The sequence below is a fragment of the Actinobacillus delphinicola genome, assembly GCF_900638385.1.
Lineage (GTDB): Bacteria > Pseudomonadota > Gammaproteobacteria > Enterobacterales > Pasteurellaceae > Actinobacillus_C > Actinobacillus_C delphinicola.
In genome coordinates this window covers 460,663-474,325 of the sequence record NZ_LR134510.1, presented here as the reverse complement: position 1 = coordinate 474,325, position 13,663 = coordinate 460,663, and the positions used below count along the sequence as shown (strand labels likewise).

At 37.5% G+C, this 13,663-nt stretch carries 12 protein-coding genes; 6 read left to right on the top strand and 6 right to left on the bottom strand.

The window, feature by feature from the left end; genetic code table 11:
* Positions 1-47 precede the first annotated feature (47 nt).
* Together trmB and gltS are read right to left on the bottom strand one after the other, a co-directional pair.
* Positions 48-797 (bottom strand): tRNA (guanosine(46)-N7)-methyltransferase TrmB, encoded by a 750-nt coding sequence (trmB, locus tag EL259_RS02110; RefSeq protein WP_126598562.1) that lies wholly within the window; start codon positions 795-797, stop codon positions 48-50.
* A 186-nt stretch (positions 798-983) separates the two neighbouring features.
* Positions 984-2,192: a sodium/glutamate symporter gene (gene gltS, locus EL259_RS02105; RefSeq protein ID WP_126598560.1), complete on the bottom strand. Its 1,209-nt coding sequence runs from the start codon at positions 2,190-2,192 to the stop codon at positions 984-986.
* A gap of 293 nt (positions 2,193-2,485) precedes the next feature.
* On the opposite strand from gltS, the gene EL259_RS02100 reads away from it, so the two are divergent.
* The 6 genes from EL259_RS02100 (at position 2,486) to EL259_RS02075 (ending at position 10,562) form a co-directional block, all read left to right on the top strand.
* Positions 2,486-3,745 carry a NupC/NupG family nucleoside CNT transporter gene (locus tag EL259_RS02100; protein ID WP_126598558.1) on the top strand — a complete coding sequence of 420 codons (1,260 nt, stop codon included), beginning with the start codon at positions 2,486-2,488 and terminating at the stop codon, positions 3,743-3,745.
* A 216-nt stretch (positions 3,746-3,961) separates the two neighbouring features.
* Complete coding sequence (locus tag EL259_RS02095; RefSeq protein ID WP_126598556.1) at positions 3,962-5,221, top strand: NupC/NupG family nucleoside CNT transporter; 1,260 nt, start codon at positions 3,962-3,964, stop codon at positions 5,219-5,221.
* A gap of 120 nt (positions 5,222-5,341) precedes the next feature.
* Entirely contained in the window at positions 5,342-6,574 is a 1,233-nt protein-coding gene (locus EL259_RS02090; protein WP_126598554.1) for a phosphopentomutase, read from the top strand.
* Between the two features lie 10 nt (positions 6,575-6,584).
* Positions 6,585-7,304, top strand: coding sequence for a purine-nucleoside phosphorylase (gene deoD / locus EL259_RS02085; RefSeq protein ID WP_126598552.1), 720 nt, complete (start codon positions 6,585-6,587; stop codon positions 7,302-7,304).
* A gap of 200 nt (positions 7,305-7,504) precedes the next feature.
* A complete protein-coding gene (gene gyrA / locus EL259_RS02080) occupies positions 7,505-10,156 on the top strand; it encodes a DNA topoisomerase (ATP-hydrolyzing) subunit A (RefSeq protein ID WP_126598550.1) in 2,652 nt (883 codons plus the stop codon).
* Between the two features lie 55 nt (positions 10,157-10,211).
* Entirely contained in the window at positions 10,212-10,562 is a 351-nt protein-coding gene (locus EL259_RS02075; RefSeq protein WP_126598548.1) for a SirB2 family protein, read from the top strand.
* A gap of 42 nt (positions 10,563-10,604) precedes the next feature.
* Here the strand turns inward: EL259_RS02075 and pilQ are convergent, their stop codons facing one another.
* The 4 genes from pilQ to EL259_RS02055 form a co-directional block, all read right to left on the bottom strand.
* Positions 10,605-11,714, bottom strand: a complete 1,110-nt coding sequence (pilQ, locus tag EL259_RS02070; RefSeq protein WP_126598546.1) for a type IV pilus secretin PilQ — start codon at positions 11,712-11,714, stop codon at positions 10,605-10,607.
* A 24-nt stretch (positions 11,715-11,738) separates the two neighbouring features.
* Positions 11,739-12,164 carry a hypothetical protein gene (locus tag EL259_RS02065; RefSeq protein WP_126598544.1) on the bottom strand — a complete coding sequence of 142 codons (426 nt, stop codon included), beginning with the start codon at positions 12,162-12,164 and terminating at the stop codon, positions 11,739-11,741.
* A gap of 90 nt (positions 12,165-12,254) precedes the next feature.
* Entirely contained in the window at positions 12,255-12,767 is a 513-nt protein-coding gene (locus tag EL259_RS02060; protein WP_126598542.1) for a PilN domain-containing protein, read from the bottom strand.
* Positions 12,764-13,426: a type IV pilus biogenesis protein PilM gene (locus EL259_RS02055; protein ID WP_145962150.1), complete on the bottom strand. Its 663-nt coding sequence runs from the start codon at positions 13,424-13,426 to the stop codon at positions 12,764-12,766. Before EL259_RS02055 ends, EL259_RS02060 begins: the two co-directional genes overlap by 4 nt.
* Positions 13,427-13,663 lie beyond the last annotated feature (237 nt).

Genomic DNA, 13,663 nt, shown 5'->3' with positions numbered 1-13,663 from the left:
TCCTTATAAATAACGATTAGACAATCTTTACCTTTTGTTAGCGTAGCTTAAATTTTTGTAAAATACAAATCCCATACGCCATGACCAAGACGATGTCCACGTTCTTCAAATTTTGTCAAAGGACGGAAATCAGGGCGTGGAATGTAATCATTGGTAGCAGAGGTATTAGTTAAACCTTTTTCTGCTTGGAGGACTTCTAGCATATGTTCTGCATAGTTTTCCCAGTCTGTTGCAAAGTGAACAAAAGCGCCTTGTTTAAGTTTGCTTAATACAAGAGTTAAGAATGCAGGCTGTACGATGCGACGTTTATGATGACGTGCTTTGTGCCATGGATCTGGGAAAAAGAGTTGTAAGCCACTTAAACTTTCATTTGGAATACAATAGTTTAGAATTTCAACTGCGTCGTGGCAAATTACACGTAGATTTTTTACCCCTTTTTCAACTGCAAGCGCAATACAAGCCCCTACGCCTGGCGTATGAACTTCAATTCCGATGTAGTTTTTATCAGGATTCGCGATAGCCATTTCAACAAGGGATTTACCCATACCAAAACCGATTTCAAGAATAACAGGATTATCGTTACCAAAAATCGCTTTGAAATCAAAGAGTGATTCTTGGAAATCTAAACCAAATTCACCCCAGTGATTATTCATCATGTTACGTTGGTATCCGCTAAAACGTCCTGTTCTTAGCGTAAAACTACGAACTTTACGTTTATAACGTCCGTCTTCGGTGAGTTCAACGGTTTCAACCGTTTTGCGTTTTTGATCAGCTAAATTCATTTGATTATCTTGCATAAGAAATGTTCATTATATAAAAAGGCAAGATTATAAGGGGTTTAAACTAAAAAGCAACGGACAATCTGTTGTCGGCAAATAATATAAATTTTTACGAAAATCGGGGCGTGAAGGAAATTTTGGTTTTTAAATGAGAAGAAGGGTGGGGGAAAAGAAAAGGTAAGGTTGCCCTTACCTTTTGTGGAATTAATGTAAGAATGTAACGATGGCTAAGAAAATTTTTAAAGCGACCGTATTTAATAAGTCGATGAAGAATGCCCCTACCATTGGTACAATAAGGAAGGCTTTATGACTTGGTCCGTAATGATCGGTAATTGCCTGCATATTTGCAACGGCAGTTGGTGTTGCACCCAAACCGAAACCGCAGTGCCCAGCACTTAACACGACAGCATCGTAATCACTTCCCATAGCTCGATAGGTGATAAAAATAGCATAAGCTGCCATCAAAATAACTTGCAGAGCAAGAATACCGAAAATAGGGAGAGCGAGATTCGTTAATTGCCATAATTTTAATGACATTAAGGCAACAGCTAAGAAGAGAGAAAGCCCAACTGAACCGAGTAAATCAATCGTGGATTCTGCCGCTTTAAATTTCATTGCATGAGTTAAGAAATTACGGATTAACACACCAGTAAATAAACACCAAACAAAGGTTGGTAATTGAAATGCAGTGTCATGGGTAAGTTTTTCTACGGTTTGCCCAACCCATAAGCAGACCGAAAGCATGGCAACTGTTTCAATCACGGAGCGGGTATTTACTTTACGGCGAAATTCTGGTTTTTCAAAAATTTCTTTTACGTCATCAACATTATCATCTTCTTTTACTTTATGGCGATGAAGACGTTTTAAAAGATAGCTAGCAACAGGGCCACCAATTACGCCACCTGCAACTAAACCAAAAGTGGCGCACGCCATTGCTAATTCCAATCCGCCCTGAATATGGAAATTACGCATTAACGTATCTGCCCATGCTGCCCCTGTTCCGTGCCCGCCTGTTAATGTCATGGAGCCTGCGATTAAACCGTATGCAGGATCTAAACCGAATAGCATAGCTGAGCTAACGCCGAGAGCATTTTGTAAGAGGATTAATCCAAAAGCCGCAAATAAAAATATAACTAAAGGCTTTCCACCTTGAATCAGGCGTGCAAAGTTTGCACTAAGACCAATGGAGCTGAAGAAAACCAGCATCATGGTACGTTGTAATGTAGCATCAAATTGAAAGCTAATTCCCCAGATATAGTGAACAAGTGTGAGGATAAGGGCGACAACAAAGCCACCAGCAACGGGTTCTGGAATGTTATACTGATTCAATAACGGAATACGTTTTACTAAAAAATATCCAAACAACAACACTAAACACGAAAGTGCGACGGTTTGATAACCATCAAAAGACATATTTTCTCCTTAAATTCTTAATAAAATGATTTCTGTAATAATAATGACCTTTTTTATCCTAAAATAGCTATGTAAGCTACCATATAATTCAGAGATTAACCAATAAAATAGGAAAATAATGTATAAAAAATACTCTTTTCTTTTGTAAAATATACAACATTTTTTATAGAAATTTAAAAAAATTAAAAAATAGTTGGCTTATGATATTGAAACAAATATAATCCTACGGATTAATCACAGTATTAATCAATCTTCATTAATTATCGTTCAATTTTAAGGATATTATTTTATTTATGGGAACTTTGATTAGTATTGTGGGTATGTTCGTACTACTCGCTATCGCATTCCTCTTATCTTCAAATCGTAAAGCTATCAATTATCGTACCGTTTTCGGTGCTTTCTTCATTCAAATTGCTATAGGTGCACTTATCTTATATGTTCCTGCAGGTCGCGATTTCCTGAAAGGGGCTGCTGATTTTATTCAGACAATTATTGATTATGGTTATGATGGGATTCGCTTCCTCTTCGGTGGGCTAGCTCCCAAAGCCGATGGTAGTCTTGGCTCCGTCGGCTTTATTTTTGCCGTAAACGTCTTGTGTGTCATCATTTTCTTCTCCGCATTAATTTCAGTTTTATATCACCTTGGTGTGATGCAATTCATTATTAAATTACTAGGCGGATCGTTGCAAAAAGCACTCGGAACATCTCGTGCGGAATCTATGTCTGCGGCAGCAAATATTTTTGTGAGCCAAACAGAAGCACCGCTTGTGATAAAACCGTATATTTCTAGAATGACCGAATCTGAATTATTTGCAGTAATGGTCGGGGGGATGGCATCTATCGCAGGCTCAGTTTTAGCTGGGTATGCCGGTATGGGTGTCCCTCTAACGTATTTGATTGCGGCTGCTTTCATGGCTGCGCCTGCTGGTTTACTTTTTGCAAAAATTGTGGTGCCGCAGACACAATCTTTCAGTGATGAACTAGATGTTGATGAAGATGAAAGCCCAGCCAATGTGTTAGATGCAGCTGCTACAGGGGCATCTGCTGGTATGCATTTAGCAATGAACGTTGGGGCAATGTTAATTGCATTTGTGGCGTTAATTGCTCTTGTAAATGGTTTATTGGGAGAAATTGGTAGCTGGATTCACTATCCAAAACTTTCTTTAGGTTTAATTTTTGGTTGGATTTTCCGCCCACTCGCATGGATTATTGGGGTGCCGTGGCATGAGTCAGCAGTAGCTGGACAGATGATTGGGACGAAATTAGCTATCAATGAATTTGTTGGTTACTTAGAATTTTCACCATACCTAACACCAGATGCACCAATGCATTTAAGTGATAAGACAAAAGCGATTGTAACCTTTGCTTTGTGCGGTTTTGCAAACTTTAGTTCTATTGCTGTATTAATCGGTGGGCTTGGCGGCATGGCACCAGCTCGTCGTGGGGATATCGCACGTTTAGGTATTAAAGCCGTGTTAGCCGCTTCTCTTGCTAACTTAATGAGTGCAACGATTGCCGGATTCTTTATTGGAATTGGTGGTGCCGTTTTATAGTTAAAATACTGTATTTGGGTTAAAGAAAAGATACGATTCTTTGTATATCGTATCTTTCTTTTTTGTCTTATTTTTGAGCTAAAAAAGATAAAAAGCGAGATCTGTGTCAAAAAATAGAAACTTGAAACGGATTTTTCCACCTAAAACTTCTAAAATTTGGACAGATCAAAAGACTTTGATCATGATTTCAGATTCTGTTTTTAACAAGGTAACATTATGGGTTCATTAATTAGTATCATTGGTATATTTGTGCTGATGTTTATCGCTTATTTATTTTCAACCAATAAAAAAGCAATCAGTGCACGTACAGTGTTTGGTGCGTTAGCAATTCAAATTTTAATTGGGGCATTTATTCTTTATGTACCTGCAGGCCGTGAATTTTTAAAAATGCTTGCAGATGGGGTACAGGCTGTTATTGATTATGGTTACGAAGGTATTCGTTTCTTATTTGGTAGCGTAGCACCGAAAAAAGATGGTTCGATGGGGTCCGTTGGTTTCATCTTTGCTGTGAATGTCTTATCAATCATTATCTTCTTCTCCTCCCTCATTTCTGTTCTTTATTACATGGGCGTTATGCAATTCTTCATCAAAATTATTGGTGGCGGATTACAAAAAGCACTCGGTACCTCACGTGCTGAATCCATGTCTGCAGCTGCAAATATTTTCGTAGGACAAACAGAAGCACCACTTATTGTTAAACCATTTATTTCAAAAATGACAGAGTCTGAATTGTTTGCAGTAATGGTAGGTGGTCTTGCTTCTATCGCAGGTTCTGTACTCGCGGGTTATGCGGGAATGGGTGTGCCACTTACTTATTTAATCGCAGCATCATTTATGGCGGCACCAGCAGGTTTATTATTTGCGAAAATCATCGTTCCTCAAACTGAAAAATTTAGCGATGATATGGCTGTAATTGATGAAGAAAAACCAGCGAATATTCTTGACTCTGCCGCTGCTGGGGCATCAACTGGTATGCAACTAGCTTTAAATGTAGGTGCAATGTTAATCGCTTTTGTTGCGTTAATCGCACTTATTAATGGATTGTTAGGCACTATTGGTGGTTGGATTCATTATCCACAACTTTCATTAGGTCTTATCTTCGGTTATGTATTCCGTCCACTCGCATGGATTATTGGGGTACCATGGCATGATGCTGCAATTGCAGGTCAAATGATCGGGACAAAATTAGCCATCAACGAATTTGTGGGTTACTTAGAATTTGCACCGTATCTTGCTGCAGATGCAACAGTGCATTTAAGCGATAAAACTAAAGCAATCGTTACCTTTGCACTTTGTGGATTTGCAAACTTTAGCTCAATTGCAATTTTAATCGGTGGTTTAGGCGGTATGGCACCAAATCGTCGTGGTGATATTGCTCGTTTAGGTTTAAGAGCCGTACTTGCGGGATCTTTAGCAAACTTAATGAGTGCAACTATCGCAGGTCTATTTATTGGAATTAGTGGTGCGGTTTTATAACCTCAGCACTCACGATTAAAATAAAAACTGTAGTATTACATTGAAAGAAACACACCACGATTTTTCGTGGTGTGCTTGCTTAAGACAGGTGTAGCCTGTTTAAAAATTAAGGAGTATGAAATGAAACGTGTATTTATCATGATGCTCGACTCTTTTGGTATTGGCGCAGCAGCTGATGCAGCAAAATTTGGGGATGAAGGTGCAAATACGCTTGGTCATATTGCACTTGAATGTGCTAAAGGACGTGCGGATAATAGCAATCGTCAAGGTCCATTACATTTACCAAATTTTGAAAAATTAGGTCTTGGCTTAGCTGCTGAAAAAGCATCAGGGGTATTGCCTGCTGGCTTTAATCCAAATCCAACATTAATTGGTGGATATACTTACGCTCAAGAGATTTCATCTGGTAAAGATACACCATCTGGGCATTGGGAAATTGCAGGTGTACCAGTTTTATTTGACTGGGGGTATTTCCCTCAACATGAAAATAGTTTTCCACCTGAATTACTGGAAGATATTGTTAAAAAATCGGGTATTCCAGGTTATTTAGGAAATTGCCATGCATCAGGAACTGCAATTCTTGATGAGCTAGGCGAAGAACATATGAAAACGGGAAAGCCTATTTTTTATACTTCTGCTGATTCAGTTTTCCAAATTGCGTGTCATGAAGAAACATACGGCTTGGATAAATTATATGAACTTTGTCAAATCGTAAGAGAAGAGCTAGCTGATTATAATATTGGTCGTGTTATTGCTCGCCCATTTATTGACAATCAAGCGGGAGAATTTAGTCGTACTGGAAACCGTCGTGATTATTCCATTGAACCACCAGCAAAAACAGTTTTACAAAAACTAGTGGAAGAGAAAAATGGTGAAGTGGTAAGTATTGGTAAAATTGCGGATATTTATGCACATACGGGAATTACTCAGAAAGTCAAGGGATCAGGTATTCCAGAACTTTTTGATAAAACGCTTGCCGAAATGAAAAAAGCGGGTACGAATACGATTGTTTTTGCAAATTTTGTGAATTTTGACTCTGATTATGGTCATCGTCGTAACGTTGCAGGTTATGCGGAAGCACTAGAGTATTTTGATAGTCGCATTCCAGAGCTTTTAAAAGAAGTAATTGAAGACGATATGATTATCTTCGTTGCAGATCATGGTTGTGATCCAACATGGGAAGGAAGTGATCATACTCGTGAGTATATTCCTGTGCTTATTTATGGTGCAAGTGTACCGAAAGAATTTTTAGGCAAATGCGATACATTTGCTGATGTTGGACAAACCATTGCAAGTTATTTTGACTTGTCAAAAATGGATTACGGTAAATCACTCATTAATTTTAACAAATAAGGAAAAATATATGACTCCACATATTAATGCCCCTGAAGGTGCTTTTGCAGATGTTGTACTAATGCCAGGCGATCCGCTTCGTGCAAAATATATTGCAGAAACTTTCTTAGACGATGCAAAAGAAGTAACTAACGTACGTAATATGTTAGGTTTTACAGGGTTTTATAAAGGTCGTCGTGTATCTGTAATGGGTCACGGTATGGGTATCCCTTCTTGCTCAATCTATGCAACTGAACTTGTAAAAGATTACGGTGTGAAAAAAATTATTCGTGTAGGATCTTGCGGTGCAGTGAGTGAAGCCGTGAAAGTACGTGATGTTATCATCGGTCTTGGCGCATCAACTGACTCAAAAGTAAACCGTATCCGTTTCAAAGATAATGATTTTGCAGCAATTGCTGACTTTGGTATGGCGCAAGCAGCTGTGCAAGCAGCAAAAGAAAAAGGTGTGAAAGCGAAAGTGGGTAACATCTTCTCTGCAGATTTATTCTATACACCAGATCCACAAATGTTTGACGTAATGGAAAAATACAATATCTTAGGTGTTGAAATGGAAGCTGCAGGTATCTATGGGGTTGCAGCAGAATTCGGTGCTAAAGCACTTTGTATTTGTACTGTATCTGACCATATTCGTACTGGTGAAAAAACTACCTCAGAAGAACGTCAATTTACATTCAATGAAATGATTGAAATTGCATTAGAATCTGTATTAATTGGTGATAAACAAGACTAATTTACTTGTTTATTCTCATTAACACGCCCCGATTTTCGCAAAAATTTTTACGGAAATCGGGGCGTTTTTATTGGAGAAAAATAAAATATAAATTGCTTTTTTTATCGCCTATTTTCGTTATTCCTATATCTATAATTGAGGATAAAGGGGAAAATATGCTATAATGACAGAAATTTTTAATTTATTCTAGGAATGTATAAATGTCTGATTTTATTCCAAATATTACTCCTGTCAGTATTGAAGAAGAATTAAAATCTTCTTATCTTGACTATGCAATGTCCGTAATTGTTGGGCGTGCATTGCCAGATGTACGTGATGGATTAAAACCCGTTCACCGCCGTGTACTTTTTTCAATGAATCAAAGTGGTAACACTTTCAACAAACCATACGTTAAGTCTGCACGTGTAGTTGGGGATGTAATCGGTAAATATCACCCACACGGTGATAGTGCAGTTTACGATACTATTGTTCGTATGGCACAACCTTTCTCTTTACGCTATATGTTAGTTGATGGGCAAGGTAACTTTGGTTCTGTGGATGGTGATGCACCCGCTGCGATGCGTTACACCGAAGTACGTATGCAAAAAATCACGCAGGAATTATTAACAGACCTAGATAAAGAAACGGTAGATTTCTCGCCAAACTATGATGGCAAAGAAATGATCCCAGATGTACTGCCGACAAAAATTCCAGCATTACTTGTCAATGGTTCATCAGGTATTGCGGTAGGTATGGCAACGAATATTCCACCACATAATTTAGGTGAAGTATTAGATGGTTGTCTTGCTTACGTTGATGATGAATCAATTACCATTGATGAGTTGATGCAATACATTCCTGGTCCAGATTTCCCAACTGCAGCACAAATTAATGGACGCAAAGGGATCGAAGAGGCGTATAAAACGGGGAAAGGTAAAATCTATATTCGTGCGAAAGCCGAAGTAGAAACGAATGAAAAAGGACGTGAAACGATCGTGATCACGGAGTTACCTTACCAAGTTAATAAAGCGCGCTTATTAGAAAAAATTGCTGAATTAGTGCGTGAGAAAAAAGTTGAAGGTATCAGCAATGTATTAGACGTATCAAGCGATACGATCCGTATTGAAATTGAAGTTAAACGTGATGCTGTGGGGGAAGTGGTATTAAATAACCTTTATGCCCTTACGCAAATGCAAGTGACCTTTGGTATTAACATGGTTGCTTTAGATCATGGTCAACCTAAGTTACTGAACCTAAAACAAATTATTGATGCTTTCGTTAAACATCGTCGTGAAGTGATTACGCGTCGTACGGTTTATGAATTACGTAAAGCTCGTGAACGTGCGCATATTTTAGAAGGGCTAGCGATTGCGTTAGCGAATATTGATCCTGTGATTAATTTAATTCGTGCGTCTAAAACAGCAGATGAAGCACGTGATGGCTTACTTTCTCGCCCTTGGGAATTAGGCAATGTCAGTGCAATGCTTGAAGCGGCAGGAGGGGAAGTTTCTCGTCCAGACGGTTTAGCAAAAGAATTAGGTATTCGAGATGGTCATTATTACCTTTCTGAAGAGCAAGCTCGTGCAATTTTAGATTTACGTTTACAACGTTTAACAGGTTTAGAATATGAAAAAATCGTTGATGAATATAAAGAAATTCTCGTTGAAATCGGTGAATTATTACATATTCTAAATAGTGCAGAACGTCTTAAAGAAGTTTTACGTGAAGAATTGGAAAATGTAAAAAATAGCTTTAATGATGAACGCCGTACCGAAATTACCATGGCATCTGGCGATATCAATTTAGAAGATTTAATTGCACAAGAAGATGTCGTTGTTACCCTTTCTCACGAAGGTTATGTGAAATATCAACCACTTGCTGATTATGAAGCACAACGTCGTGGTGGTAAAGGTAAATCTGCAACGAAAATGAAAGATGAAGATTTCATTGAACGTTTATTAGTGGCAAATACGCACGATACGATCCTTTGTTTCTCAAGCCGTGGTCGTTTATATTGGCTTAAAGTGTATCAATTACCACAAGCAAGCCGTGGTGCACGTGGTCGTCCGATTGTGAATATTCTTCCGTTAGAAGAAAACGAACGTATTACTGCATTATTGCCAGTGGCAGATTACGATCCTAATAAATTTATCGTGATGGCGACAGCTGGTGGTATGGTTAAGAAAACGGCTTTAGATGAATTTAGTCGTCCGCGTACGAATGGTATTATCGCAATTAATCTACGTGATGAAGATGAATTGGTTGGTGTAGATATTACTGATGGCAACAATGAAATTATGCTATTCTCCTCACAAGGACGTTGTGTACGCTTCGATGAAAATCAAGTTCGTGCAATGGGGCGTGGTGCAGCTGGGGTACGCGGTATTAAATTAGCCTTAACGGTTATGTCTGACGATGATAATGATTCAGACGACGTGGATGATGGTGTAGAAGATGAAACACTCGATCTGAACTTAGATAAAGTGGTGTCACTCGTTATCCCACGTACTGATGGGGCAATTTTAACTGTGACGCAAAACGGTTACGGTAAACGTACAGAGCTTGCGGAATATCCAGCGAAATCTCGTAATACTAAAGGGGTGATTGCGATTAAAACCTCTGAACGTAACGGTAAAGTTGTAGCAGCAGCACAAGTTGAAGAAAACGATCAAATTATGCTTATTACGGATGCAGGGACTTTAGTTCGTACTCGAGTTAATGAAGTCAGCATTATTGGTCGAAACTCTCAAGGAGTTCGTTTAATTCGTACAGCGGATGATGAACATGTGGTGAGTCTTGAACGAATTTGTGATGTGGAAGATGATGAAACTGAGGATGAAATCTCAGAAGAAATTCCAGCAAATAATGAATAATTTTTGATAATATACCGTGCAGAGTCTGTGCGGTATTTTTTATTTAGGATACATTATGTTTAAGCTTTGTTTATCTATTCATGTTTTTTGTGCTTTTTTAAGTTTACTTCTATTAATTATCAGAGGACGCTTACAAATTAAAGGAAAAGATTGGCGTAGTAGCGCATTATTACGTGCGCTTCCACATGCTTCTGACACGTTTCTTATTTTAAGCGGACTGACACTATGGTATTTAAGTGGCATTGGATTTGCATGGTGGTTACTTGTAAAAATTGGATTACTTATTGAATATGTCATTTTTTCTGCGAAATTCTTCAGTAAAAAAGCGACACCTAAAAATAGCAGTGCATTTTTCTTTGCATTACTTTGCTTATCATGTGCAGTGTTATTGGCCTATTATCATTAAGCGCATATCATTTGAAACGGAATGGATGTCCCATTCCGTTTTTTATATATCAAGGGCAAAATTTTGATGATATAGCGTATTAATATTTTGATTTTTCAATATCTTTTGATTCTGATTATCGACAATTTTAGGCGTAACAAAAATGATGAGTTCACGTTTTTGATGACGTTCTCCCTTGTGTCTGAAAAGACTTTTAATGAGAGGGATATCACCGAATAAAGGAACCTTTTCAATATAATGGCTTACAGTATCATGCAAAATTCCTCCGAGGACAATGGTTTCACCATTTTTTGCAAGAACTTGGGTTTCTATTTCTTGTTTTTCAATAGCGACAAATTCATTTTTCCCCATTTTGGATTGTTCACTTGGTGTATTTTCAGTAATTTTGAGGTTGAGTAGAATTTTATTACTTTGAGTGATTTGCGGTGTGACTTCAAGACTCAGTAATGCATCTTTAAACTCCACATTCTGCGTATCGTCTTTACCATTCACCACATAAGGCAACTCTGTACCTTGTTGAATTTTAGCGGGGTGCTTATATGTTGTGAGTAATTTAGGTCGAGCGATGATGCTTACAGAATTTTCTTTCTCCAATGCGCTAAGCTCGAGATCTAAGAGGCGACCATTGAAACTGCCTAATTGTAATGCGACTTTTCCTGCTGGATTAACCACACCTAAATTAATATTACTTTGTGTATTGGGGAAGGCTGGAGCATTTCCGCCAAAGGGGGAGGTGTTATCGGCTTTATCAAAAACTCCCCAGCGTACGCCTAGTTCTTTAAGACTAATATCATTCATTGTGACGATACGGGCCTCGATCATGATTTGAGGCATTGGCTTATCGAGTGTTTTTACCATAGATTGGATTTGAGCTAGGGTATGCGAGTCACTATGTACGATGATACTATTAGTTCTGGGATCGGCAGCAAGCACATTGTTTGCAAATAAGGGCGATAATTTTTTGACCATTTGTTCCGCATCACTATGTTTTAGCGGTATTGTTTTAACAACACTTGTATCGGTGGGTGCTGTAGTGGCTATGTTTACGGTATTAACGTGATCGTTTTCAGGATAAAAAGGATCTTGCCATGCCAAGACAACGTGGGGAATGAAATAAAATATATAACTTAAAAAGAGAAAGAGTTTTTTCATAAGGTATCCTTTGATTTCAAGAATTTAAGCGGTTAATCGCCAAATCATTTTGACTGAGAGCGCATCGATCACGCCCCGATTTTCGTTATATTTTTTACGAATATTTAATTGATTAAGATGTAATAAAGGAAATTTCTGTTGGACCAATTGAATAAAATGCATGAGATTTTTGTAATTGGTAATGACATTCATACTTAGATAAGGCATATCAGTTTCCCATTGCATTTGTAGAATTTTAATCTGAGATTTTTGATGCAAAAAATATTCAGTAATAAGTGTATGCGAAGGAACGGATAATGCAGACGGAAATACTTGTTTTAATGCATGATAATCATTGTAGAGTTGGGCTAATTCTTCCTGATATCCAGTTCGTTTTTGATAGACTTGATGTAGGTTATGCCATTGGGCATGCATATGATCAAAGGGAATATACAAAATAAAACCAGTCATTATTCCTATCACTAATATTTTCTTCCAAAAAGGAGCGAAAATGAGAGGATCAAGATAATGGGATAAAGAATGAAATTTTTTCATAATATTTTAATCTTTTAAAACAAAAGTAATTGTAAAGGCTATTTGATTATTTGAATTTTCAATATGTTGTAGTTGTAAGTTACTTACATCCGATTGTTGTTTTAAAAATGAGGTAATTTTATCTAATTCAACTTGTTGCAGGCTGAGTCCATGTAGCGTAATGGTGTTATTTTTTATGTTGAGATCATTTAAGATCGCTTTTCTAACAGGAATACGAGCCAGTCTGATTAGCAGTTTAGGCACATCGGGATAAATAATTTTTTGCGAATGTGTTGATGTATGCCGTTTTTTTAATTGATAGATCTGTTTACGATAACGTGCAATAAGGTGGCGCTGTTGTTGAATCTGACTATCAATGACCATTTTTTTCTGTATAAAATCATGTGATAGAACATGGCTGATATAAAATCCAAAGATCAGTATTCCAGCCCAACTCATCAGGATCACAAGTAAATTTTTGAGATGATGAGTACGATGTAATGTCCGCCATGGTAAAAGATTTATAGCGGGCTTTATCATAATCCTTCGTCTCCTCCTTCCCATAATGCGCAGCCTAATGCAATCAGTGAAAATGGCGTGATGATTTGAGTATATTTATTAGGATAGGAATAATTAGATTGCGCACAATCGTGGATGAAATGGTGTTTGGGCGTAATGTTATGTTGCAAACAAAAAGAGCTAATTAACGTCAAAGGGTTTGCACTCTTTTTTACTTGGAATAACCAGCTATGTGGTTGATTAACAAAGACAATGGTAAAGTCATCATCTCTGTACAGATAAAGCACATCGTATTTGTCTTCTTGAGACGGTAAGGTAAAGTAATGGAAACCTCGTAGTAGTGCATTAAGGGCGCAGTCGAGGACGTGTATATTAATTGGTTTATAGGGCGCTACAGTTTGGAGTGCAGTCTCCTTTATAACGGCAAAGATATCAATGCGACGGCTTTGATTTGCTTGATTTTGGGGGAGTTCTCTATCCATAAAATCAAACCAAATATCATTTAATGACAGAGGTAAATTTTCTTCTAAAGCGATTATGCATTGAGTTTCTAGCTCTTTAGGACTAATATCATGCGGAAGAATAAGTGTTTTTAGGAAAATTTTATGCGGCAGAATAGCCGTAATAAACTTTAATTGAATAGTTGTATATTGCGGAAAGCTTTCTGCAATTTTGTTCATTATTACTGCTTCATTAAGTTGGTTGACTATCAGTGACTGAGGCATATTTTCATCGTTAAACCATATACATAGCCATTGGCTAGATGTGTGATTTATTTCCCAAATTCCCACGGGGATTTGTTTACTTTTGCGTAAGTTTAGGTTGTACATATTGTTCCTTAATGGTATTAACATATTGTAAAAATGTATAAAAAATGATTTTTTACTTTTGATTTAGGGTATGAAACTTTATACTTA

Coding starts and splice junctions, on each gene's coding strand:
- EL259_RS02075 (WP_126598548.1), top strand. CDS start 10,212: ATGTTTAAGCTTTGTTTATCTATTCATGTTTTTTGTGCTTTTTTAAGT.
- EL259_RS02100 (WP_126598558.1), top strand. CDS start 2,486: ATGGGAACTTTGATTAGTATTGTGGGTATGTTCGTACTACTCGCTATC.
- pilQ (WP_126598546.1), bottom strand. CDS start 11,714: ATGAAAAAACTCTTTCTCTTTTTAAGTTATATATTTTATTTCATTCCC.
- EL259_RS02095 (WP_126598556.1), top strand. CDS start 3,962: ATGGGTTCATTAATTAGTATCATTGGTATATTTGTGCTGATGTTTATC.
- EL259_RS02090 (WP_126598554.1), top strand. CDS start 5,342: ATGAAACGTGTATTTATCATGATGCTCGACTCTTTTGGTATTGGCGCA.
- EL259_RS02055 (WP_145962150.1), bottom strand. CDS start 13,426: ATGAACAAAATTGCAGAAAGCTTTCCGCAATATACAACTATTCAATTA.
- deoD (WP_126598552.1), top strand. CDS start 6,585: ATGACTCCACATATTAATGCCCCTGAAGGTGCTTTTGCAGATGTTGTA.
- gltS (WP_126598560.1), bottom strand. CDS start 2,192: ATGTCTTTTGATGGTTATCAAACCGTCGCACTTTCGTGTTTAGTGTTG.
- trmB (WP_126598562.1), bottom strand. CDS start 797: ATGCAAGATAATCAAATGAATTTAGCTGATCAAAAACGCAAAACGGTT.
- EL259_RS02060 (WP_126598542.1), bottom strand. CDS start 12,767: ATGATAAAGCCCGCTATAAATCTTTTACCATGGCGGACATTACATCGT.
- EL259_RS02065 (WP_126598544.1), bottom strand. CDS start 12,164: ATGACTGGTTTTATTTTGTATATTCCCTTTGATCATATGCATGCCCAA.
- gyrA (WP_126598550.1), top strand. CDS start 7,505: ATGTCTGATTTTATTCCAAATATTACTCCTGTCAGTATTGAAGAAGAA.